General features: G+C 48.2%; 20 protein-coding genes. 13 read left to right on the forward strand and 7 right to left on the reverse strand.

Translation table 11 applies throughout. From position 1 onward, the window contains the following. Positions 1-469 precede the first annotated feature (469 nt). From AC5I6P_RS12065 to AC5I6P_RS12095, 7 genes are all read left to right on the forward strand, one after another. On the forward strand, positions 470-2,998 hold the full coding sequence (locus AC5I6P_RS12065) for a TonB-dependent siderophore receptor (protein WP_495694004.1): 2,529 nt from the start codon (positions 470-472) through the stop codon (positions 2,996-2,998). 12 nt (positions 2,999-3,010) lie between these two features. Then, a complete protein-coding gene (locus AC5I6P_RS12070) occupies positions 3,011-3,985 on the forward strand; it encodes a ferredoxin family protein (protein WP_495694005.1) in 975 nt (324 codons plus the stop codon). Between the two features lie 14 nt (positions 3,986-3,999). Beyond that, positions 4,000-5,040, forward strand: coding sequence for an ABC transporter substrate-binding protein (locus tag AC5I6P_RS12075; protein WP_495694006.1), 1,041 nt, complete (start codon positions 4,000-4,002; stop codon positions 5,038-5,040). Between the two features lie 16 nt (positions 5,041-5,056). Further along, a complete protein-coding gene (locus tag AC5I6P_RS12080) occupies positions 5,057-6,121 on the forward strand; it encodes an ABC transporter substrate-binding protein (protein WP_495694007.1) in 1,065 nt (354 codons plus the stop codon). Between the two features lie 13 nt (positions 6,122-6,134). Beyond that, entirely contained in the window at positions 6,135-7,442 is a 1,308-nt protein-coding gene (locus AC5I6P_RS12085) for an MFS transporter (protein WP_495694008.1), read from the forward strand. Between the two features lie 62 nt (positions 7,443-7,504). Then, positions 7,505-8,203: an ABC transporter ATP-binding protein gene (locus AC5I6P_RS12090; RefSeq protein WP_495694009.1), complete on the forward strand. Its 699-nt coding sequence runs from the start codon at positions 7,505-7,507 to the stop codon at positions 8,201-8,203. After that, positions 8,203-9,003 carry an ABC transporter permease gene (locus tag AC5I6P_RS12095; protein ID WP_495694010.1) on the forward strand — a complete coding sequence of 267 codons (801 nt, stop codon included), beginning with the start codon at positions 8,203-8,205 and terminating at the stop codon, positions 9,001-9,003. The genes AC5I6P_RS12090 and AC5I6P_RS12095 overlap by 1 nt, the downstream gene beginning before the upstream one ends. A 428-nt stretch (positions 9,004-9,431) precedes the next feature. Here AC5I6P_RS12095 and AC5I6P_RS12100 read toward each other — a convergent pair whose 3' ends face one another. After that, on the reverse strand, positions 9,432-11,102 hold the full coding sequence (locus tag AC5I6P_RS12100) for an energy transducer TonB family protein (protein ID WP_495694011.1): 1,671 nt from the start codon (positions 11,100-11,102) through the stop codon (positions 9,432-9,434). Between the two features lie 344 nt (positions 11,103-11,446). On the opposite strand from AC5I6P_RS12100, the gene AC5I6P_RS12105 reads away from it, so the two are divergent. The 3 genes from AC5I6P_RS12105 (at position 11,447) to AC5I6P_RS12115 (ending at position 13,954) form a co-directional block, all read left to right on the forward strand. Continuing rightward, on the forward strand, positions 11,447-12,178 hold the full coding sequence (locus tag AC5I6P_RS12105) for a MotA/TolQ/ExbB proton channel family protein (RefSeq protein WP_495694012.1): 732 nt from the start codon (positions 11,447-11,449) through the stop codon (positions 12,176-12,178). Between the two features lie 79 nt (positions 12,179-12,257). Next, positions 12,258-12,659 (forward strand): ExbD/TolR family protein, encoded by a 402-nt coding sequence (locus AC5I6P_RS12110; RefSeq protein WP_495694013.1) that lies wholly within the window; start codon positions 12,258-12,260, stop codon positions 12,657-12,659. A 182-nt stretch (positions 12,660-12,841) separates the two neighbouring features. Then, the gene (locus tag AC5I6P_RS12115; RefSeq protein WP_495694014.1) at positions 12,842-13,954 is read left to right on the forward strand and encodes an alpha/beta fold hydrolase; all 1,113 of its coding nucleotides are present in this window, start codon (positions 12,842-12,844) and stop codon (positions 13,952-13,954) included. Positions 13,955-13,969: 15 nt separating this feature from the next. On the opposite strand, the gene AC5I6P_RS12120 is transcribed toward AC5I6P_RS12115, so the two are convergent. The 3 genes from AC5I6P_RS12120 to AC5I6P_RS12130 all read right to left on the reverse strand — a co-directional run bounded on the left by AC5I6P_RS12120 (position 13,970) and on the right by AC5I6P_RS12130 (position 15,728). Continuing rightward, positions 13,970-14,359 carry a hypothetical protein gene (locus AC5I6P_RS12120; protein ID WP_495694015.1) on the reverse strand — a complete coding sequence of 130 codons (390 nt, stop codon included), beginning with the start codon at positions 14,357-14,359 and terminating at the stop codon, positions 13,970-13,972. 135 nt (positions 14,360-14,494) lie between these two features. Further along, positions 14,495-15,196: a Crp/Fnr family transcriptional regulator gene (locus AC5I6P_RS12125; protein WP_495694016.1), complete on the reverse strand. Its 702-nt coding sequence runs from the start codon at positions 15,194-15,196 to the stop codon at positions 14,495-14,497. A gap of 10 nt (positions 15,197-15,206) precedes the next feature. Further along, entirely contained in the window at positions 15,207-15,728 is a 522-nt protein-coding gene (locus AC5I6P_RS12130) for a response regulator (protein ID WP_495694017.1), read from the reverse strand. Between the two features lie 613 nt (positions 15,729-16,341). Between AC5I6P_RS12130 and shc the strand changes: the two genes are divergently transcribed. Further along, positions 16,342-18,366 carry a squalene--hopene cyclase gene (gene shc, locus AC5I6P_RS12135; RefSeq protein WP_495694018.1) on the forward strand — a complete coding sequence of 675 codons (2,025 nt, stop codon included), beginning with the start codon at positions 16,342-16,344 and terminating at the stop codon, positions 18,364-18,366. 47 nt (positions 18,367-18,413) lie between these two features. On the opposite strand, the gene AC5I6P_RS12140 is transcribed toward shc, so the two are convergent. Then, complete coding sequence (locus AC5I6P_RS12140) at positions 18,414-18,953, reverse strand: putative outer membrane beta-barrel protein (protein WP_495694019.1); 540 nt, start codon at positions 18,951-18,953, stop codon at positions 18,414-18,416. 462 nt (positions 18,954-19,415) lie between these two features. On the opposite strand from AC5I6P_RS12140, the gene AC5I6P_RS12145 reads away from it, so the two are divergent. After that, positions 19,416-21,275, forward strand: coding sequence for a tetratricopeptide repeat protein (locus AC5I6P_RS12145; protein ID WP_495694020.1), 1,860 nt, complete (start codon positions 19,416-19,418; stop codon positions 21,273-21,275). Positions 21,276-21,395: 120 nt separating this feature from the next. Continuing rightward, entirely contained in the window at positions 21,396-21,821 is a 426-nt protein-coding gene (locus AC5I6P_RS12150; protein ID WP_495694021.1) for a hypothetical protein, read from the forward strand. A gap of 55 nt (positions 21,822-21,876) precedes the next feature. Here the strand turns inward: AC5I6P_RS12150 and AC5I6P_RS12155 are convergent, their stop codons facing one another. Next, positions 21,877-22,281 (reverse strand): response regulator, encoded by a 405-nt coding sequence (locus AC5I6P_RS12155; RefSeq protein WP_495694022.1) that lies wholly within the window; start codon positions 22,279-22,281, stop codon positions 21,877-21,879. A 646-nt stretch (positions 22,282-22,927) separates the two neighbouring features. Beyond that, entirely contained in the window at positions 22,928-23,920 is a 993-nt protein-coding gene (locus AC5I6P_RS12160) for a sigma-70 family RNA polymerase sigma factor (protein WP_495694023.1), read from the reverse strand. Positions 23,921-24,686: the final 766 nt, after the last annotated feature.

Consider the following 24,686-nt stretch of genomic DNA (forward strand, 5'->3'; position numbering starts at 1 on the left):
ACAAACTTTCAAGTAGCCAGGTTCACAGCAAATCGTTTAGCGATTGGAACGTGGATCGAAGCAAAATTAGCAGATCAGATCCTCAAAGACTCTAGTAGCACGAAACCTGATTGGTTTTATCGATGGAGCAAGAAGTTAACATCCTCAATAGAACACGGTTGACAGAGGAACCACTTCACTGCTTAATGATAAGTTATGTCATCTGCTTGACCCAATTAGCAGAATTGTTCAAGCAACTAATAAAAAGCTTTCGCGTTTAAAGTTGTGATTCCTTTGGAGTTGAGCTTTGCGCAACTTGTGGCTTTGCCTCTAACGTTCGTCCCGTGGAGGCTGTTTAGTCATGCTCAATTTTTATGCTCAATTGTTATCCCATTCCAATGTTTTCGTGTGAGGAGAGATGTTGAAAGCGCAGTCATTTACTTGTTTAGGCGTTACTTGTTTAGGCGTTGTAGGTCTAGCATCGATCCTGATGGCTCAGCCAGCTTGGGCTGAGGTTACACAAATCACAGCTGTGCAGGTCAAGCCAACATCTAAGGGGATTGAACTAGTTTTAGAGAGCACAAGCAGCCGGCCACTTCAAGTCTTTACAACCCGCTATGGTCAAACGCTGATTACAGACATTGCTAACGCGCAATTGCTGGAGGGCAAAACGTTTCGCCAAGATAACCCAACTGACACGATCTCTAGTATCACGGTAACGCCCTTGGGGGCGAACACGGTGCGAGTCACGATCGCAGGCAAAGCCGGGCTGCCGTCTGCCCAAGTTGTTGAGAACACGCCAAGACTGGTTCTAAGTGTTGCTGCCCCAGCGACAGCTGCCACAACACCCCTGCCCCCTTCTGAATCAACCCCTAACCCAGCTCAGACAAACGGTAACTCGCCAACTCAGTCTAACCAACCTGAGTCATCTGCCGATGAGGAAGAGGTCGCTCGGGCCAATCCATCTGCACCTGCCGATCGAGCATCAGATCCGTCTGAGGAAGAATCTGCCGATGAGGAAGAGGTTGTTGTCACAGGCGATGGAGAAACAGGATATCGTGCTCCTCGTGCCACAACTGCAACCAGAACAGATACACCCCTGCGAGACATTCCTCAGTCCATTCAAGTTGTGCCCCAGCAAGTGATTCAGGATCAGCAAGTCACTCGGATTGGGGAAGCGGTTCGCAACGTCAGTGGTGTGACGGTCTTGCAAGGTTACGGTGGCTCAACTGATAACTACACGATTCGCGGTTTGGCGGCGTCTAGCAACCTGAGAAACGGATTTAGAGACGATGGATTTCTCACATTTACTGATCCCGCCAATATCGAGCGGATCGAAGTGCTCAAAGGTCCAGCTTCGGTACTGTATGGACAGTTTGAGCCGGGTGGCGTGGTGAACTACGTTACGAAACAACCGTTGAGCAATCCCTTTTACGCGGGTGAGTTGGCGATCGGTAGCTACAGCTTCTACCGCCCATCGATTGATTTTTCGGGTCCGCTGACTCCAGATAAGTCAGTGTTGTATCGCTTAAATGTTGCCTACGAAAACTCAGGAAGTTTCCGCGATTTTGTTAACAGTGAAGTGTTTGTTGCGGCTCCAGTCTTGACGTTTAAGCTCGGTGAGGCGACGAACTTGACGTTGGAGTATGAATACGTCAATGTAGACCGCACCTTCGATCGTGGCTTTCCTGCTGTACCCGAGATTTTTAGACTGCCGATTGGCCGCTTTTTAGGAGAACCTAGCGATCGTTATCGCTTGACGGGTAACAAACCTAGCTTGACTGTAGAGCATCGGTTCAATCCAAACTTGCGGTTGCGGAGTGCATTTACGGCGCAAATTTTTGATGCCGATCGTTCCAATGCTCAAGCCCGCAATTTTCGGCTGAACGAAGATCGTGAAACGTTACGACGCAGATACACCGTTTCTGAGGAGAAAGCTGAGGATTACGGGCTACAAACAGACCTGATTAGTAACTTCAATACCGGGTCTGTTAAGCATGAATTGTTAGCAGGATTTGAATTGAGCCGAAATACTTATGATGCTGTGTTGCGGCGTACCGAGTTTACTCCAATTAACATCTTCAATCCAGTTTACGGTTCTCCGATTCCGACTGATCTCGGTACTGTATTTGATAATGATCGACGTAGCGACACGCTAGGTATCTATTTACAAGATCAAATTGCCTTATCACCCAATCTCAAACTTCTCGTTGGCGGTCGTCTCGATTTGATTGATTTTGAGAATGAAGATAGATTGACAGATACGACTTCTAGCCGTAACTACACTGCCTTCTCTCCCCGCGTTGGTCTTGTTTATCAACCGATCGAACCCGTTTCGCTGTATGCCAGTTTTAGCCGATCGTTTAAACCGAATGTTCTCGCTACCACGAGCAGTGGAGATCTGCTAGAGCCTGAAAAAGGCACACAGTATGAAATCGGGGTTAAAGGCGAACTCTTTGATGGCAGGCTCTCTGCAACCCTAGCGGCTTACAGCATTACGAAAACCAACGTTGCCACGACTGATCCCAACGATATTGATTTCTCGATCGCGGTGGGTGAAATCAAAAGCCGAGGGGTTGAGCTAGATGTGGTCGGAAGACTCGCTCCTGGCTGGAATGTGATTGCCTCGTATGGGTACAACGAGGCCTTTGTGAGTGAAAACGAGGCCTTTGTGGAAGGAGATGCTGGCAGCCTCGCTGTAGGCAGCAGATTGGTCAACGCACCTCAACACAGCGCGAGTTTGTGGACAACCTATGAAATTCAGAGCGGCAGCCTGAAAGGGCTAGGGTTTGGTGGAGGTCTTTACTTTGTGGGCGATCGCGAAGCCGAATTGCCAAACAGCATTGAGTTGCCTTCATTTGTGAGAGGCGATGCTACCATCTTTTATCGACGAGATAACTACCGAGCTGCGCTCAACTTCAAAAATCTCTTCGGCACTCGATACTACGAAGCTCAGGGAACCCTAGTGTATCCAGGTTCGCCTTTTACAGTGGTCGGTTCTCTCTCGGTTGAATTTTAGGGATGTGCTCCAATGGTAGACAGTTTCTTTTGCACCGAGGAGTCCCAGGAGGCGGGTGAAGACCTGATCGGCTCTGCTGTAGCTGCTCAAATCTACATTCTTGTAGAATGCCCTCCACTGTGGTCAGCGAATGCCTTTGCTTCCAAAGGCATTCCAGCCAATTTGCGAACCCTGGTTCAAGAACTCAAGCAAGATAAACGGTCTATCAGACCTTTGCTGATTTACCGCGATCGACCGAAGCAAGAGCACCATACCAGCGTACTGATTTTTCGTCAGCAAGAGGGGCTGTCACGAGGGTACAGCAAGCAAGAGTTTCAGGTTTCAAGCCTTGAAGCAGTAGCACCGCTTGTAACCGATTACTTGTTTAGCGATCGCTTGAGCCATGAACCTGTAGAAACTCAAACTAGAGACATTCTCGTTTGCACGCATGGCAGCCATGATAAATGCTGTGCGAAGTATGGTCACTCGTTTTATCGTCAAGCGATCGCGACCGTTGCTCGCTTGGCACTCGATCCAGAAGTGCGAATTTGGCAAGCCAGTCACATTGGCGGACATCGCTTTGCGCCGACTGCGATCGCGTTTCCTGATGGTAGATATTACGGCAGGCTAGACCAAGAATCGCTAACGGCAATTCTGACCCAAAGCGGCGACATCCAATGCTTCAACCAAGTTTACCGAGGCTGGGGCATTCTCCCTTGGGCAGCGCAAGTTGTAGAGCGAGAATTGCTCCTGAAACACGGCTGGAATTGGTTTAACTATCAAGTGATGGGTCGAGTCATCGATCACAATGAAGACGAAAGCCGCAATCGAGTTGAGATTACCTTTGCAACACTCAATCAAAACCTAGAAACTTATCAAGCGGATGTCGTTGAGAATGTCAGCAAAGCTTTGCATTTGCGGGGTAGCTGTGGCAGCACAGACACTTACACCATGTCTCAATACACCGCTGAAGATCTCGTTAGGCTCTCTTACTCAGACATACGTTGAAGGTATCAAATCGGATGCGAACACTTCTGCGATCGTGGTTAAGCGGCTCTCTGTCAACCAATCCACAATACTCGATCTCCCCTGCCCCCCTCAATAAGGGCGAGGGGATTTCAGTCGCTATGGATGTAGTCAAACGATCGCTACTCATTCCCCTCACAGTTCTGCTGTTGTCAGCCTGCAATTCGACGAATAGCAATAAGCCTAGCGCCCCCGCTGCATCAACATCCTGCCGAACCGTAGAACATGGTATGGGCCAAACCTGTGTTCCGCCCAATCCGAAACGAGTGGTTGTACTGAGCAATCTTGATAATGTTTTAGCTTTGGGAGTCAAACCAGTTGGGGCAGTCACGCTCGACAATGGTAAGTTCATCGACTATCTCGCTAATCAAACTCAAGGCATTGAGAATGTCGGGACTTATAGCCAACCCAATCTGGAAAAAATCCTTCTGCTAAAGCCAGATCTGATTTTGGGGACAACTTGGGATGGCAAAGAGGTTTACGACAAACTATCTCGAATTGCGCCGACGGTTTTTGTTCAAACCGACGACAACCGTTTATGGAAAACATGGCTGAAAAAAGAAGCGGAAGCGTTGGGTAAAACTCCAGAAGCAGAAAAGCTGTTGCAAAACTACGAACAACGAGTGCAAACTTTCAGGAAATCGATGGGCGATCGCCGACCCCAAATCTCGGTTGTTAATTTCTGGCAAAATAACGTTCGTATCTATATGAAACAGTCCTTTAGCGGACTGATTTTGCAAGATGTAGGTTTGCCACGTCCTCCTGCTCAAAATAAAGACAAACTGTGGGAACGCATGTCTTTAGAGCTAATTCCTCAAATGGACGGGGATGCCATTTTCTTGCTCTTGGGAGATCACAACGAATCAAACCTAACGCAGTTTAAGCAACATCCACTGTGGTCACAGTTGAAGCCTGTTAAAGAAAACAAAGTGTATGAAGTAGATAATTATATTTGGGTTGCCGGATGGGGGATGATCGGAGCAAACCACGTGTTGGATGATCTCTTTCAGCATTTAGTCGAGCAGAAAAAGCAGTAGCAGTGGAGAACAAGTAGTGGCACCAACGGCTCCGGGGATCAAGAAAGACTGGCTTTATGCACAAGTTTCTAACAAGTTGCTCTTGCTCGCAACTCTGACACTCTTCTCGATCGCAGGCTGTGGTAATCCGGCTTCTCGGAAAAGCGTAGATACCTCGTCCGTTGGCTCAGAGGCATCTTGTCGAAGTATCCAACACCGATCGGGAGTCACGAGAATCTGTGAACAAGCTCAGCGTGTTGTTGCGCTTGATCCCCATGCGCTAGATCTGCTCCTAACGCTAGGAATACAACCCGTAGGCTATGCAGAAGACAAACGCGCCTTAGTCGGTTCTCCAAAGTCAGGAGAGCCAACGGTACAGGTTAAGTATCTCGGCGATCGCCTCACCCGACCTCCAATTCATGTTGGCACATGGCAAACTCCTTCTCTAGAAGCCATTCTGAAACTAAAGCCTGATTTGATCTTAGGACGGATCGAACCCTCTCTCTATCTGCCGCTTGCAAAGATTGCGCCCACTCTGCCCTTAGAGCCATCTAGCCAAGAGCGTTGGCAAGACGGCCTTTTGAAGTTGGGCAAGGCGATGAATCGAGAGGCTCAAGCTCAACGCGAGATCGAGCAGCATCAGCAGCGAATGGCGATCGCTCGAGATAAACTAAAACCAATTACCCAAACCTCGAAGCTCCTTTTACTAGCGGTTTCAGCAACAAATCAGATCGAAATCTTTACCGATACCACATATGCAGGTGGATTGCTCAAAGATCTTGGTTTTCAGCTTGTGATACCGAGACCGACGAATTCTGGCGAAATTAACATTTCTCTAGAAGCCTTGCCTCAAATCAATGCTGACACCATTATTGTGATGGCAAGTGGCAATAGTAACGTAGAGCAAGTTCAGAAAGAATGGAGAAACAATCCCATTCTTCAGTCGCTGCCTGCGAGTCAAGCCAAACGAGTTCACTTTGTTGATTACCAACTTTGGAGCCGCATCGAAGGACCGATCGCGGCTGAACTGATTCTGAAGCAAGTTCAAGAGCTTTTGCTGCCCGCTAAAGCACTGCTGCCTAAGGTAGAGACTGAATCTTAGCCATTACACCAACATGCGTACTTTTCTTATCATCTGGCTAGGTCAGCTTGTTTCTACCTTTGGTAGCCGCATGACCAGTTTTGCGATTCAGATTTGGGCATGGGAACTCACAGGACAAGCAACCGCACTGGCACTAGTGGGATTCTTTTCCGCCCTGCCTAGCATCTTCGTCATGTTTTTTGCCGGCCTGATTATAGACCGTTGGAATCGCAAATGGCTGCTGCTGATCGGGGATACTATGGCGGCGCTCTCGACGCTGACGATTCTGTGTCTGTTTCTCACTCACCAGTTACAACTTTGGCATATCTATGCACTGGGCGCGATCGAAGGAATTTTTATCGAAATTCAGACGCTTGCTCACTCCGCTTCGATCGCTCTGCTAGTTCCTAAGCATCAGTATGGACGTGCGAGCAGCCTCAATGCCTCGATTCATTATGGAGCAATTATTCTCGCGCCAGCTTTGGCGGGTGGGCTCTACGCCGCGATCGGGCTAGGAGGGATTGCCATCATTGACCTGATCGCTTTCGTCATTGCGTTGGCAACAGTCCTGCCAATGCGGATTCCTCAACTCGAACTCAGCCAGAAAGACCACCAAACGGCGACCACAATCTGGCATCAACTTGTTTTTGGTTTTCGCTACATTGTTGTGCGTCCTGGCTTACGAGTGATGGTTATCTTAATGTCTCTATTTTGGTTTGCTCATGATGTAGGAGGTGCCGTCTACGCCCCTCTAATTCTGGCACGCACCGGAAATGATGCCCGGATACTCGGCACGATCGCGTCTGCAGCAGGGTTGGGTGGGGTAACTGGAGCATTGATTTTAAGTGTCTGGGGAGGCCCAAAACGTCGCATTCACGGTGTGCTTTTAGGAATGATCGGGGCAGGCTTGAGCAAAACGATTTTTGGTCTGGCTCGGATGCCGTCGGTCTGGTTCCCTGCTCAATTCTGTTCTTCGCTGAATTTCCCGCTGCTTACCAGTTCTGAACAAGCCATCTGGATAGCAAAGGTGAACCCCGATGTCCAGGGACGGGTTCTCGCGGCTCGATCGCTGATTTTACAACTCGTTTCTGCGATCGCGCTGCTGATTGCTGGACCGTTTGCCGATCGAGTGTTTGAGCCTGCAATGATGACTAGCAACGATCTAACATCTATTTTGGGTGGCATCGTTGGCACTGGAAAGGGTGCAGGAGTAGCTCTCCTGTATATCATCACCTCGTTAGGACTCATTCTAGTCGGCTTAGGCGGATATGCGTTCTCCAGCGTGCGTCAGGTAGAACGCACTCTACCCGACCATGATGCAACTTCAACAAAACGAAACTGACGACCTAGACTGAATATCGATAGGGTTGTTGACAAAATAGGGTTTTGACAAAGGAGATGCCAGTGACAACTGAGCCAATTAAACAGAGAGCTACTCAAGCGGGGCTTGCTCATGGCTCTCTCCTTTCAGCCGTCAGCTTAAGCCGACAATTGCAGGGACAATGGATCTGGCAGGGTATTAGTTTTGATGCTTTCCAAGGCGATCGCATCGCTGTTGTAGGGCCTTCAGGGGCTGGCAAAAGCCTATTACTGCGGGCGCTAGCAGGTCTTGACCCAATTCAGGCAGGACGCATTATCTTCGATGGGCAACCGATGGAGCGTCAGTTTATGCCACGCTATCGATCGCAGGTGATTTATCTTCACCAACGCCCTGCACTCACAGAAGGAACCGTTGAAGAGAATCTTCAGCAGGTGTATCGATTGGCGATTCATCGCGATCGCACTTACGATCGCAACCAAATTTTGCATTATCTCAAGCTCTTAGGACGGACAGCAGATTTTTTGCAGCGCCCTAGCGCAGTCCTTTCAGGCGGAGAAGCTCAAATTGTTGCCTTTTTACGAGCCTTACAGCTTTCGCCGCGCATTCTTCTACTCGATGAGCCAACAGCTTCGCTGGATATTGAGACCGCTCGACGACTCGAAGCATTGGTGCAAGCTTGGCGGGCTGAGAATTTACAAAGAGCTTATCTTTGGACGAGTCACGATCCGACTCAGATTCAACGGATCACCGATCGTCAAATTACCTTGAATGGAGGAGGGTGATGGAGCAGAGCTACATTCAGATCAACAACGGACAACTCGCTTTAGCAGCGGCGTTGATTTTGATTAACGTGATTCTGTCTGTTGTTCTCCAATTAGGGCTTGAGCGTCGTTTAGCGATCGCTTCAGTGCGGATGATCGTTCAACTTTTGCTTGTGGGATATGTCCTAGAGTGGGTTTTCACGCTCCGCAATCCGCTATGGGTCTTGCTAGTTGCGCTGGCAATGACAGCCATGGCGGGTGCCTCTGCGGTCGATCGGACTCGAAGACGATTTAGACGCATCTACTGGAATAGCTTTTTCTCAATTCTAACCTCCTCGTTTCTGGTGACCGGGCTGGCAGTGAGTGGCATTATTCGTGTCGAACCTTGGTACGACCCTCAGTATGTGATTCCCCTTCTGGGCATGGTGTTAGGAAATGCTCTCACAGGCATTTCTCTGGCGCTCGATCGCTTTACTGAAGACTTGGCGAGCCGCCGGGATCAGATCGAAGCGTTTTTGGCATTGGGCGCAACCCGATGGGAGGCAGCCCACAAGCGGATTCAAGAAGCGCTGCGGACGGGGATGATTCCGACCATTAATTCGATGCTGGTGATGGGATTGGTCAGTTTACCAGGAATGATGACAGGGCAGATTTTAGCAGGAGCAAGTCCGATCGATGCTGTCCGCTATCAGATTGTCATCATCTTTATGATTGCCTCTGGCACTGCGCTAGGAACGATCGGCGTTATATTGCTAACGTTTCAAGTGTTATTTAGCCGAGAACATCAGCTTCGTCTAGAACGGTTAAACAAGGTTAAATAACACTCGAAATTTTGCTGCACGGAAGCGAGCAAAATCGAACGTTCTCAGAAACTCAAAACTGGGGTTTCAACTTGTACTTAACAATTTTCTGCTTTCTGAACCGATCTAACACTTTAGCGATCGCTACCTAGATATGTCGGTCACGTTAGATAAAATGCCAATGCGAAGACGAATACAAGCATTAATGAATAGAGACACTGAATACTGATAAATCTGTATTGATAAACTTGTTCATGCTTCTGCTAATCGCCCAGATATTTTAGACATCAATATTTAGACATCAAGATTGTTACAGGAGCCGCTAGTTTTTGCGTTTTCCTTGGATCATCCCCTTGTCAATGAGTCTATTGTCAGTGAATCCATGTTGGAGTTGCGTTTAGTGCTAAACGCAACTCAAAAGAAACTGCTCGCTAATTTAGAATGCAGCCCTATTGACCTGTAGGTGGTGCTTCTACAGGGGGTTCTGCCGGTGGTGGTTCCGCAGGGGGCGGTGCTTCCACAGGAGGTGCTTCGGCGGGTGGTGCTTCTGGAGGAGGCTCCACAGGAGGTGCTTCGACGGGCGGTGCTTCTGGAGGAGGCTCCACAGGTGGTTCCGCAGGGGGCGGTGCTTCCACAGGGGGCGCTTCGGCGGGTGGTGCTTCTGGAGGAGGCTCCACAGGAGGCGCTTCGACGGGCGGTGCCACAGATGGAGGTGTAGTCGATTCTGCGGGCGGAGCCGATGCCGGGGGTGTAGTTGGTTGCGAAGCGGCGGCAGGTGGACGGCTCTCCTGCGCCTCACGTTGAAGCCGCTCTTGCTCTAAGCGCTCCTGTGCAGCCCGTTGGGCATCCCGCTCTGCCCGTTGCGCTTCTTCGGTGCGACGGCGTTCAGCATTTTGGCGCTGGAAATCAGAGTTTTCCATCTCTGAAGTTACGCGAATGCGCTGTCCTTGATAGCCATTTTCCGAGGCTTCATACCGACGACGTTCGATCGCTTCTTGCGCTTTACGATCGACCTCTGCATTGCCGCTCGATGTTCTCAACCGAATGTTTGTTGGCTTGCCGTCTTTATCAACATCAAAATCAAACCGAGCCGATCCTTCTGCCCCCAAATATTCATCTAAACTACAGTTGTCTTTACATTTGGGCTTCTTCTTGCCCGATCGCGGTGGATCGGAATCCTCTCGTGGCGGAGCTTGCCGAATTGCTACAGGAGAAGATTGCGGTTCGGGCGCATCCGGTTTTCGACCTTGTTGCCCTGCTCCAGTTCCATTTCCAGTACCGCTACCGTTTCCGTTTCCAACACCATTTCCGGTGCCACTATTACCGATTCCGTCTCCAGTACCGTTTCCAACACCATTTCCAATGCCATTCCCACTACCTGTGCTAGTTCCGCTCGCAGTATTTCCATTTTGACCTGCGCCGTTCTGATTTCCAGGCTGATTCGCACTGCCAGCAGTACTATTCTGGTTCTGCTGATTATCGGCAGTACCTTGAGCACCGGGAGCGGCTGCAACTGAGGTCGGTGAAGGACTTGGTGAAGGGGTCGCGGCTTGAGGAGTCGGTGAAGGACTTGGACTCGGCGGCGCATCAGGATAAGGCGTTGAAGTCGGAAATGGACTTGGTGAAGGGCTAGGAGTTGGACTAGGGCTGGGAGTGGGAGTCGGACTAGGGCTTGGAGTGGGAGTGGGAGTCGGTGTAGGAGTGGGAGTTGGTGTAGGAGTAGGGGTTTCTTCAACGACCTCCGGCTCTTCGACGGGTGGAGGTGTCTCAATCGGGTCAAGAGGGACTACTGGAGCAACTGCAACCTCAATAGAATCACTAGTAGGCGGCGGAGCAGGATTTGGATTAAACAAGGAGAACTGCTCGTCGCCGCCTCCACTGCCGCCTGCATCTTCACCCACCGGAGCATCCAGCGGTTCCTCGATCGGTTGATCGTCAGCGATAATTTCAATCTCATCCTGCGCCTCAGCCACTTCTGGCAACGGACGCCACGCAAACGCAAAGAGAGCGAGTAGCACAATGTGCAGCGCGATCGCACCCGGAAATCCGCGTGACAGGAATTTTTTTAGCAGGGCGGACTCTTTCTCCCGCTGCTCAGAGGCGATTTTGGAGAAACTCATGAGCTATTGATAAATAGTTGCAGTTGACATTTTCCTCCTTGTCAGATTAGTTCAGTCGATGATCCCTGTCAATAGATCATTTTGCACAAGCTGTTGCTCAAATTTTGATGCTTAGATTTTTGTATAAGTGATTAAAAAGGCCGATCTGATTGAGTTTTAGGGAGCAAAAGAGTGTTGTTCAGCCCGTACTTATGTTTGTTATTTGTGAGTAAACTCTTGACAGGGATGACCGCTAGATTTACGCTCACTTGAGGAGTCTATATTGAGAAGCAGTTGCATTATGTGATGCTCCTATTTGCTACCTCCATTTTTCTGTTGTGCCAAATCGCTGCTGGAGCAAACTCATGCTAGAATCTTTGTTAAAAATGCCCCTAAGTGGGCAGTTGGTTGTTCTCATTCTTTTTGGCTTTTTGGTTATCGCCACGGCTTTGATTGCTGAACGAATTCGATTTTGGTCAAGAGTTGTCAAGCGGCAGCCCCGCTTTGCCAAAGAATTGGTTGAGTTATACCGACATCAGCCTGAACTTGTAGAAGAGAAAGTCAAGCGCAATATTGATTTACCGATCGCACGCATTTTCTCAGCTGCCTTCGCCTTAGAAAATCCCTCACCTGAGGAGTTTCGCCTTGCTATGGAAAGTGAGCTACAGGCAGAAATTCCAGTGATGAAGCGATTTGGTAGCATTCTCGAAATGTTCGTTGGCTTAGCGCCATTGCTCGGATTGCTCGGAACAATCACAGGACTAATCACTGCCTTTGGTTCGCTAAATATTGGTGACATTGGTGGAACGGCGACCGCAGGCGTTTCGGCGGGAATTAGTGAAGCCCTGATTACGACAGCGGCGGGGATGGTGGTCGCGGTGGTATGTCTCTTGTTTGCCAGCATTTTTAGAAACTTGTATCAGCGACAAATGGCATTGATTCAAGAGTACGGCGGGCAACTGGAACTTGTATACCGCAAGCGCTGCGATTGGCGAAACCAGACTGTGGAGGATCGCAGTGCCGATCAGTCTTTGATCAATCAACTATCCGCAGCAATCCGTCACCTCGCGTCAAATGGCGGACAGTCTAGCTATTAAGCCTAGCTATTGATAAAAGTTGCTCCAGCAGTTTCTGCTCATCTATTGTCCAAACCCTACCTCATACCCTATACCCTTTATGCGTGCGCCTGAAGAACAAGACTATCCCCTTGAGTTAAACGTTACTCCAATGCTCGATGTGGTCTTTTCGATTCTGACATTCTTTATTATGTCAACGTTGTTTCTGACGCGATCGGAAGGACTCCCGCTCAATCTTCCGCAAGCCGCAACTGCAAAAAGCCAGCAGCAGACCCGAATTGCGGTGAGTATTCAGCCTGACGGTCAAGTTGCACTAAATCGCAAACCGATCCAATTAGAGCAACTTGAAACGGGTGTGAGAACACTAGTGCAAGCAAATCAGCAACCTGTTGTGGTGATTCATGCGGATGAGAAAGTGGGTCATGGTCAAGTTGTTGCGGTGATGGATCAAGTCCGCAAAATTGATGGTGTGAAAATGGCGATCGCAACGAAAAAGAAATAAACCGTTAACACCAACTAAACAGATCCCTCAATAGCTCGAACACTTCGGCGATCTCAAACTAATTTAAGGAATCTATATCAAGTAAAATACTGCTCTATTTCCAACCTTTGGATGTTGTGAATATCTCGGTTTCACGTATATAGTCAAAACCGGCTATTTATCCTCTCTAAAGGTTTTGACACATGGTGTTTACGCCGCTTGATTTTCTATTTCGATGGATTGCAGGACTGATTTCGATCGCCCTGCTGGGTAGCGGCATCTACATACTTCACGAGTGGTACGAGCAAGACTTGCTTGACCGCGCTTGGTTAATTTTGGGATGGGCACTGGTCATCTGGTCGTGTGTGGGTTTTTTGCCCATCACCCTTTTACTGCGGCGCTTTGGTCAGGATGAACCCAACATGCAGCGCAGTCATAGGGCACAACGGATCTCACGTCCCGATGGCAGCGAAATTCACGTTGAGTTTTACGGCTCACCGGATGCACCACCGCTGATTTTGACCCACGGCTGGGGACCTAACAGCACCGTCTGGTACTACGCCAAGCAACAACTTGCAGATCATTTTCACCTGATTGTGTGGGATCTCCCAGGATTAGGCAAATCTACTAAACCAAAAAATCGCGACTATTCGATCGAGAAATATGCTCGTGATCTCGAAGCGGTGCTGTCTTTAGCCGGAGATCAACCTGCCCTTCTGTTGGGTCATAGTATGGGTGGCATGATCTTGCTCACCTTTTGCCGCCTGTTTCCAGAGCATTTGGAACGACGAGTGGCTGGGCTAATCTTGGCCGATACAACCTACACGAATCCGCTTAAGACTGCAATTCTCAACCGAATGCTCACTGCGTTGCAGAAACCGTTGATTGAACCGTTGCTGTATCTAACAATCGCCTTATCTCCCTTGGCTTGGCTAATCAGTGGACTGAGCTACCTTAATGGTTCAATGCACCTGACAACAGAACTATCTGGATTTACTGGGCGGGAGACCCGGGGACAACTTGACTTTGCAACACGCTTAGGATTGATGGCTTCTCCCGGCGTACTGGCAAGAGGCACGCTGGCAATGTTGAAGTTCGATGAGACCCAAACGCTATTGGGTATTGATGTTCCGGTGCTGGTTATTGTTGGTCAGTCTGACATTGCTACTCTCTTGTCGGCTCATCGTCGGCTCAGTCAGGATATTCCCAAAGCAGAGCTGCTTGTTCTGCGTCCTGCTGGGCACATGGGCTTGATGGAGCGCAATGCTCAGTTTGCTGAAGCGGTGCGATCGTTCGGAGGATTGCAGCAACGGTAGCTCATGCGATATCTGTTAACGCGGAAGAAGCTCCCTCAGAAGAGTAATCAATTGCTCTGCAACTTCCATATACATCACATATTCATCCTTACCAACCTGAATTGTCCTGCCTTCCAGATCCTCGCTAAAACCTTCTGCCAAAATGACGACTGGAGTCGGTAGCAAGTTTAGCGATCGCTGAATACGCCGTCCTACATTGATATAGTCTTCAATTGTGAATCCGACTTGATTAATCAGAATTAGGTCAATCTGACCATTAGCGTGAGAGGTATGCGCAATGGCGTCCTTCTCATCCACTGTGGCAATCACTTGATAGCCCCAGCCCTGGAGGTTAGCTTGCAATAAGGGGCGAGTCTCATCATCGGACTCGATTAGCAAAATGGTCTGATGTATTTTCTTGCTCATAAAGGCTGACAACTTAAAAGTCTCGCTCACTGATGTTCTTACCTTCGGTAGTGTTATGGATGGGTGGTTAGGCGATCGCATCGCCCCTTTAAAACACAGCATCAAGGCTGAGCAGCAGGTCTACAACTCTAAACCTTACGTTCCTCCCAGCAGGCGATTGTACTCCTTCCTAAGGCAGCTAAAACACTCGCAGGCAGAAGATTCTAGCCCCTGCTGATCGATGATCTGGATGTGTCCACGCCCATAGCGAATCAGCCCTCTTTCTTTAAACTTTTGAGCGGCTTGCGTCACTCCGGCTCGCCGCACGCCTAACATATGCGCAATAAATTCCTGCGTTATTTTCAGGTCGTTCGATTCACTGCGGACTTGTACCTCTAAAAGCCAGCGTGCAAAGCGTTGCTCTAGCGGGTGCAGACTATTACAAGCAGCGGTTTGAGAAACCTGAGCAATCAAAGCTTGAGTGTAGTCCAGCAGAACATCCCGCAGTTCTTGACTCTGGTTAAACTCTTGGCGCAAAACTTTAGCATCAATCTTAAGCGCACTGCCTTCTTGCTGAATCATATAGGTTGTCTGGGTCGTTGCCGGTCTTCTGCTGAGAACGGCGTTGATGCCCACAACTTCGTGCTTCCCTAGCAAAGCCGTTTCAGCAGTCGCGCCGTTGTTCATCGCAATTGTGACTGACACTAGACAATTAAGCGGAAAATAGACCTGCTCAATTGTCTCACCCGGATAATGAAGCACAACTCCCGTTTCAAAGAAGACTTCTTTGAAAGAAGGACTAAGGTTTTCGTAAAGTTCTTTGGAGAATAGATTAAGCAGATGGTTTTTAGCAGGCACGAGAAAAGCTTTAGAAATGGGGAGTGTCTCCAGAGTCTGTTTTAAGAGATGAACACCCTTCACAGCAGAGGGCATAACTGGTTCCGCTAGACCCTAACGGAACGCGATGGTAAGGTTGAGTTAACTCAATAATGACTCCTAGAAGTTCGTCCAAATTACACGGCTTTGCAACGTGCCGAGAGAAGCCAGCGGCGATCGCCTCTTCACGATCGCCCTTACTTGCATGGCAAGTAAGGGCGATCGCTGGAATCTCAGCATGACATGCAACTCCACGTGTCTTGGACTCTGTGCTAAACCGTTCTTTCACCTTCTGCACGAGCGAGTAGCCAGTTTCATCCGGTAAGCGGACTTCGCTAATCAGAAGGTCGGGCGACATTTGATTCACGATATTCAGAGCTTCTTCTGCGCTGGCTGCCTCAACCGTCGTGATGTCATACAAATCGAAGAACATCGACAACAGTCTTCTAGAGTCAGCGTGAGCATCAACTACTAAAATCTGTAAACCCTTGAGTAGCGAAGAGAACTTAGCCATTGTAGTTCTGAAAAAATATGATAATGCAGATTACCAAGCATCCAACTCACGTTCGCAAGATCTTTTATGAACAAATAAAGCTGAGATAAACTTCCATATAATGCCCACATAACAGTCTATACTCCAACAGTAATTTTGCCCTGCAGAAATCACAGTACGATTGCGTACTAAAAATTTTCTAATTTTAAAAACAAGGCTCAGACGGCGCTTTCCTTTGGTAGCAATGGCAACAGGTAAACTTAACTCTATTACAAAACTATTTAGGGCTACATAAATCGACGTCCTGCAATCGTAAGTACTCTTCCAATTGCTCTACTCATTGCTGCTCTTGTTTAACCTGCTGATCCATGCTTTTCTTTTGTAGCGATCGCAACAAGTAAACTTAACTCTATTACAAAACTATTCAAGGCTATATGGATCGATATTTGCTTTGGAGAAGCGGTTATCGAATTTATTCTCGATTTTCCCATTCTGCGGGGTAGCAAGTCTACGGGATAGCAAGAACTGAGCGCCATTGCATCAACTGATGTAAAAAATTCGCTACAGTCTTTAGAGTAAGTACTTCTAATAAGTACGGTCTTTAAATTCAGGTGTTGAGTGAACGGAGTGCAATATGCAACTGGAGAATCGGACGGTCGTCTCTCCTCTAGAGCGCGCTATTAGCGCTAGTCAAAATTATTTATTATCAATTCAGAAACCCGAAGGGTATTGGTGGGCAGAACTCGAATCAAACGTGACGATGACAGCAGAGGCAATTCTGCTGCACAAAATTTGGGGCACAGATCAAACTCGTCCGTTGCATAAAGCCGAGAAATACCTGCGATCGCAGCAGCGTGATCATGGCGGTTGGGAACTTTACTACGGGGATGGCGGCGATCTGAACGTCACGGTAGAGACCTACATGGCAATGCGATTGTTAGGCATTCCTGCCAGTGATCCGGCATTACTGAAGGCAAAAGCATTCATCCTCTCTCGGGGTGGCGTCACCCAAACCCGCATCTTCACGAAGTTTCACCTCGCGCTGATTGGCTGCTATGACTGGCGTGGGCTACCGTCGATTCCGCCGTGGATTATGCTGTTGCCGTCGCTAAAGGTCGAACTGCCCAATCCGTTTGGCTCAGAGCCGTTTTTCTCAGGTCATACCTTCAGCATTTATGAAATGTCGAGTTGGGCGCGAGGCAGTACAGTTCCGTTGTTGATTGTGTTCGATCGCAAGCCGATTTTCATTACCAATCCAACGATTACCCTGGATGAACTTTATGTCGAAGGTGTATCTCAAACCAAGTACGAACTGCCGAGCAACTCTGACTGGTCGGATGTGTTTCTCGGTTTAGACAAGGCGTTTAAGATCGCTGAAGAGTGGAACTTAGTTCCGTTTCGTGAAGAAGGGCTAAAAGCGGCTGAAAAGTGGATTTTAGAGCGGCAAGAAGCAACAGGCGACTGGGGTGGCATTATTCCGGCGATGCTGAATTCGATGCTGGCGTTGCGCTGTCTTGGTTACGATCCATCTGATCCCATTGTCGAACGCGGACTGAAGGCGATCGACAACTTTGCCATTGAAACAGACGATACCTATCGAATGCAGGCCTGTGTCTCTCCGGTTTGGGATACAGCGCTAGTGATGCGATCGCTCGTTGAGTCTGGCACCGCTAACGATCATCCTGACCTGATCAAGGCTGGACAGTGGCTCTTAGACCAGCAAATTCTTGACTATGGGGATTGGACAGTCAAGAATCTTGACGGAAAACCCGGCGGCTGGGCGTTTGAGTTTGACAATCGGTTTTATCCAGATGTGGATGACACGGCAGTAGTAGTGATGGCACTGAGCGCGATCGCAATGCCAAATGAGCGATCAAAGGCACAAGCCATTAAACGTGCCGTCGATTGGATTAGCACCATGCAGTGCAAGCCCGGAGGATGGGCAGCGTTTGATCTCGATAACGATCAAGAATGGATCAATTCAGTCCCATATGGCGATCTCAAAGCCATGATCGATCCCAATACAGCCGATGTGACAGCACGAGTATTAGAAATGCTCGGACGATTAGAAACGTCGTCGATTGATCCAACCCTCATTGCGGCATTAAATCCTCAGCGAATTCAGCGTGCCCTTGATTACCTAGAGCGTGAACAAGAACCCGATGGATCATGGTTTGGGCGTTGGGGCGTCAACTACATCTACGGCACGAGTGGCGTTCTGTCTGCTCTGGCGCTCGTTGCTCCTACGACGCATCAGCACATCATTAAACGAGGAATGAATTGGTTAGTTCAGTGCCAAAATTCGGATGGCGGCTGGGGTGAAACCTGCGCTAGTTACAACAACAAGTCTCTTAAAGGCAAAGGAGAAAGTACCGCGTCTCAGACGGCTTGGGCGGTGAGCGGATTGCTCTCGGCGGGAGATGCTATCGCGGACTATGCTTGGGATACCATCGATCGCGGGATTGAATTCTTAATCAAGACGCAGCGCGACGACGGCAGTTGGAATGAAGAGTGTTTCACCGGAACCGGGTTTCCTGGTCACTTCTACCTGAGATATCACCTTTACTATCAACACTTCCCGTTAACTGCCTTAGGACGGTATCGATCCGCGTCAGCGGCTCGCCATTCGCGGTCTTTAGAGACGAGCGATCGCGGCTAGTTGGGCAAAGATCTCCGACTTGTTTAAAGAATCGGAGATCGCACAACTTAAAACCGTAGACCTACGCCGCCTTGCAAGGACGTTGCGGCTCCGCCATTCTTGTAACCCCCAAACGAGATTACAGCATTACCAAACACAACTAAATTGCTGTTTGGTAATGCATAGTCAATTCCAGGCTGAATCGCAAAGCTTGTTTTGCTGCCTAAAACTGTGTTGCCTCCAATCGGAATCGAGGCACCAGCACCCAAGTAAACATCAGTCTGCCAGTTGAGTGGGTAATCGTAAGAAACAGTGGGCACTAGCGTAACTCCATTGCCAACAAACGCTTGGGCACGCGCTGAAATTGGGGCTTTCAGAAATTTGTAGCGACCCGCAATAACCCCAGCAACTTTTCGATCGTCCTCATCTTGATTCCCTTCGGTAATGCCAAACGCCGGACCTACCCCGATATAGCTGCCGTAAGCAGCTTGGGCAGAAGCAGATTTCTGACCGATGCTAACACTTAGCCCCACAGAGGCTAATAGGGCTACATTCGCTAAGAGTATTTTAATTAGAACGGGTTTGTGTGACGACTCAATCTGTTTCATGGCTCAACTCCTCTTTCACCCATCAGCATCATGTTTAGACTTTTGAATGCGACTACCCGAAGGGAAACTTGCTTAGCAAACCGCGCTTTACAATTCACTCAAAAATATCTAAAACTTAGTATTTATGATACTCAAACTTTGTAATGTTTAGATCGTAAATTCACAATATCTAAAAACAGCAATAGATTGATAGGGCTTGTGCGAAAAGATTGAGAAAACCAGTTTGAAACATAATTTTAGAGCATTAAATTTACTACTAGGTTGCAAATAACACAGCCTTAAGAAAGGCTACTGAATTACGGTTAAAATGCTTGTAATGCTTCTGCCAAAACCGTTTCAACCAGAATTAGCGTCTGTCAAGCTGGCAAACTAGCCTTCATTCCCAGCGCTTTGTTTGACTTTATATAGAGTTTGACTTTTATAGAATAGTAGAAGGTCATTCACTCTAAAAGACGAAACTCTATGCCTGAACAAGCCCTGCGCGATCGCTATAACGATCTGATTAACCAGATCATTCAACAAACCCTCAAAGGCAACATTCGCTCTAAAGAGCAGGTCTATCAACTGCTCGTGCAGGACATTGAACCCGATAGCGGCGAAAGTTTTGAAGCTAGTCTCCGCGATCGCACGACCACTCTGGAACAAGATGCCAAATCAGGCGACGAACTGAAACAAGCGAAAGCCACCCGGAGTTTGCGGGCAATCAAAACAATTCAGGGCGAGTGGGCACGCTGGCAAACCGAGAATCAGACTCGCGGCGCGATCGCGGCATCCGTCAATCAAATTCTGCAAACTGACCCGTCAGAACGCTTGCTTGCCGTCCTCAAGGTTACCGACCCCAATCGTCCTGAAAGCCTCAACGCGGATCAACTGAAGCAACTCGCGATCGCGCTGCGTCAATACCCGGTTTCAGATGCGGATACTCAGCAAGAACTCGCTCAAATTTCGGACGGCATCAGTCGCGGCTTAAAGTCTTGGTCGGGGCTACAGCCGCATCTAATCAGTTGGATGTATGGTGGTCAGCAACTGGGCTTTGGCAGCAGCGCTCCAGGCGTCAAACCGTGGGAACTATGGTCAAAACAGCAAATTGGAGCCTTACTCAAATCCTTGTTTGAAGCGTTGGATCAAGAAGAATCTGCGATCGCGTGGGCTGCCCATCAGTCCAATGTTACGTTAGCCGATTGGATTGAAGCCGCGATCGCGCTGCAAACGCTGCAACGGGGTTTGGTCAACTGGGCAGAAAATCAGGCGTACAGTGCCAAAATTGGCACCCAACTTTCGGTTTCGATCTTTCTGACCTTTGGCATTCTTTGGTCGCAGCTTGCAAGTGGCTTTCAACAATCCACCTTGCTCAATTCGATCAACCGCGATCGCCTGGCAGAAGCTTCGTTTCGCATGACCATTCAAGGACTGCGAGTATTCGCCCAACGCGATTACTTTCCGCTCTACGGAACCTTCTTTGCATCGTTCACAGGGAACTACTTTCGCGACGCGATGAATTACCTCAGCGAACCGCTCAAACGCGCCGAGGGCACTCAAGAACAAGCTAGAATCTTGACCTTACTCGGTTCGACTCAGCGCGTTGTTGGAGCCTTAGATGCTGCCAGAGAACTACACGTCACTGCAAAAGATATCGCTCAAGAAGCGGGCGATCGCAAGTGCGAGATTGCGAACTTAAATCACCTCAGCCGAATCTACGTCAACGAGAAAAACTACGCTGAAGCGATCAGCTACGCTCAACGAGCGTTAGTCCTAAGTCGGCAAACGGGCGATCGCATGGGAGAAGCCAACGCACTCGCTAATTTAGGCTATAGCGAAGTGTTTCAAGCTCAGCAGCTAGAGGCCGATGCCGATCGCTATGAAATCGCCATCACTTATCTAGAACAAGGGTTGGATCTGTCTGACCGACTGGGAGATGCGCAAAGTAAAGCGCTCTGCTCCATCAGTTTAGGCAGTGCCTATGTGACATTAGACAATCCAGAAAAGGCAATTCCTCATTTAGAAAACGGTCGGCAACTCGCCTCAGCATCAGGAGATGCCTATCTTTATGCTGTCAGCCTTGCTGCCTTTGCCGAAGCCTTTTACCAGCTCAAAACTTACGACAGTGCCATTCTCTGCGGCGCAGTATCGATGTATCGACTAGAGCAACTCGGCTCGTCTGAGTGGCGACAAACTGCGGGTTTACTCAGCATCTTGCGCGGGCAGTTAGGCGAACAGTTTCAGAACAGCCTCAAAGAGCAACGATCACGACTGATTGCAGAAATCGGAGTAGACGGGTACGACTATTTGAGCGAACTTCTCGACCGTTATCAAACTTCTTAGTCTCTATATCGCTTACCTCTCTTGGTGCGTGCCACTTGAACAAGATAACCACCGCGTCGATAGGTCGCTTCGGTAACTGTTCATACTGAAAGTGTCTTTACGCTACCCCCGGTGATAGGTATGAAAACTTCTTTAAGATGGTCTATTATTCCAACCGCGATCGCGACCGTATTCGCCCTATCCGGTTTGGCAACGAGTCAACCTGTCTCGATTTCACCCAATTCTCAATCGATTTCCTTAAGCGGTACGTCTGGCGGTTCCAAAAAAGATAGCGGCTGTGCAGGCTATATTTCCCAAACCCCAAACCACAGTATTGAAGTCACGGCCGACAGCAATCTCCGCTTCAGCTTGCAGGGAGCGGGTGCGCCAACCTTGCTCATTACCGGATCTCAAGGACAAAGCATTTGTCTACAAGCGGATAAGCTTTCTAACGGCAAAATTGAGATTCCGGGACGGTGGACAAAGGGAAGCTACTCTATTTTTGTTGGCGATCGCGTTCAGGGACAGAACCCCTACACGCTCTCTATTGCTCCGCAAAATCAATAAAAAGCGCAAGAATTCAGTGTGATCCTTGCGCTTTCTAGCAATCCGATAATTCTCATTAGCCCTCACTTTTATCAGCGTGATTGCCAAGCTTATTTATCATCGCGATGAGTTCTTTAATGGCTGTATCCTTCTTACAGAAAGCGTCTACTTTCGCCGTCTGCAACATCACTTCCGTTTGCGGGTCCTCCAAAGATGAATAGGCAAGAATTCGAGTATTAGGATAGAGGGTCTTGATCTCTGTCGAAGCGCTAAGTCCATCCAATACTGGCATTTGCAGATCTAGAATAATCACGTCGGGTGAGTAGCGAGTCGCCATTTCTACAGCTTCTCGACCATTACTTGCCAAACCCACGAGTTCAATATCGGTTTGGCTTTGAAGAGCCAGCTTCAGGCTGAAGCGAGTTAGCTCATGATCATCGACAACTAAAACACGCAACACTTTTTGCTCACAAGACAACATGGGACATAGATAACCAGGACTGCTGAATCTAGTAACAAAGTCTAAAGCTTGATGCTGCTAAAGTCCTCTACCAAAGGGATTACGTTAATTCTGTTGGCAAAGTATAGAGCCGTTAACAACAGCTAAGAGTACGTAATTTAACCTAGAAAATTAAGTCCAGTTTGTTCACACACAAACCATTTAGCCAGTCAAGTTTAATTGAGTCATTTGCAGCGGACAAGGTTCCCAAGGGGGGCTAAAAGCAACAAACCTTTCGCAATTTTGTGGAGTTATACAAAGCACTAATGGCTGATCAGCCGCAGACCCTGAGCAAGTTTATACCGACAGATGCTGATGCAAACATTTCGGACTAACCATTAGTTATTTTGCTGAGATAACTAATGGTTTCACCAATTTAAGACGATACTTAACTACTAATTATCAACATTTAGTTGCCCAATGAAATAGTCTAAGTAGGGGATTTCAGATGCGATCGATAGAAGCGAAAGGCTGAAACGAAGTACGTCAATCCGATAAACTGCGCATCGGTATCCCCGATCTCTTGAAGAGATCGGAGATCTTCGCACAAAGGGGATACAATCAATCCTGTGTCTCTACTTATGATTCGCAATCTCAAAAACGCTCCAAAATTACGAATCCCAAGAAATTACATCCAGTCTTTCAGCAACGCTTGACGACGAGGATGCCGCAGCTTGCGCATGGCTTTTGCTTGAATCTGACGCACACGCTCACGCGATAAATCATAAATTTGACCGATTTCGCTTAAGGTATAGTGCTGACCATCAGTTAAGCCAAATCTTAGCTTAATAATTTCGCGTTCTCGATCGCTCAAATGCTCTAAAACCGAACCCAAGCGATCGCACAACAATTTGTGATCTAAGTTGTCATTCGGTGCAACATTGTCTGCGTCTTCAATGAGTTGCATCAGTTCTGTATCTTCGTCCCGCCCTACCCAAGCGTGAAGCGACAACGTGCGCTGACTGACATCTAGAACCTGTTCTAGCTTGTCTTCATCCATATCCAAAGCGGCGGCTAATTCGCCCTTGTTAGGCTTGCGTCCGAGCGTCTGTGACAGCACTTGACGAACCTTCCGCACTTGATTTAGTTTTTCTACCATGTGGACTGGTAGGCGCACCGTGCGTGATTGAGATGCGATCGCGCGGGTAATGCCCTGACGAATCCACCAATAAGCATAGGTTGAGAACTTGTAGCCCCGTTCATAATCAAACTTTTCAGCCGCTCTCATCAATCCCATTGCGCCTTCTTGAATCAAGTCCAAAAATGGCACACCGCGATTGAGATATTTCTTGGCGATCGACACAACTAACCGAAGGTTTGCTCTCACTAATCTTCGTTTTGCTTGTTCTCCCTGAATGCCACCTTTTGCAATTTCTCGTGCCAGTTCGATCTCTTGAGCTTGGGTCAACAACGGATAACGAGCCATTTCCCGTAAGAACATTCCAACGGAATCATCCGATAGCCCCATGTACTCGCTTGCTTTGCCGCGTAACGCTTTCGCTAACCCTTCGGGGGAAAGATCTTCATCGTCAACAAGCACTTCTAGTTCAGACGGGTCAACATCGGTATCCGCAGCAAAAGGATCAACTAGAAGAGATTTAGCAGGGGATTGAGTTGTCATTTGAGGTCACGCCAAAGGGGGAATTAACGCCTTAAAAATTTGATTCCAACTGTAGCCCACTTTATGCAAGTTGTTTACAGTTATTCCCGAAGAAGATCAATCTTTATATTGTTGTTTGATCGAGCTTTTCCGGTTTGGTTGCCTAAATTAATATCATGATGCTTTCAAATTAAAAATCAGTACCTCTACGGAACAAATAACTATGGGACAAATAATCAAATTAGTTGTTTCCCCTGAGCAGGCGAAGTAGCTGAAATGGGAACAGCAAGGCAAGGCGAGGCTATAGTATGAGTGAAATTACTGACAAGAGCCTTCTAGAGTTGGCAATCAAATCAGTAGATAAGATCGAGCGCGAAAACATGTTTTCGCAAAATAATTGAGAATAGAGAGGTCTTTACGAAAATTTTCAAGTGTTAAGTTGGGTAAAAAGCCATCCACGATACAAAAACCATTGAAGAAGCTTTAGAAAAGATAACGATTTGTAGGCCAAGCAACTACAACAATCAGTGCGCAGTAGGACAAACATAAGGGTAGGAGATGACGAAGAGATGCTCTTTTCAAAACGGTGCAGGCTTGTAGCCACGGAGAAACCAAACCCTTCTTCAATATTCTCTGAAAATATTTTTCTCTGTTAGTCAAGTGCAGTTCTACTCAGATCTGACTTACAGCAGAAATGAGAAGGAGTTAGGCGAAAGGCCCTCTAACTCCACAGCCTGCTTGACTGACAAAACTAAGAAGCTGGAAAGCTAGTGAGGACGGTGAATTC

It is taken from the genome of Myxacorys sp. (assembly GCF_059501405.1).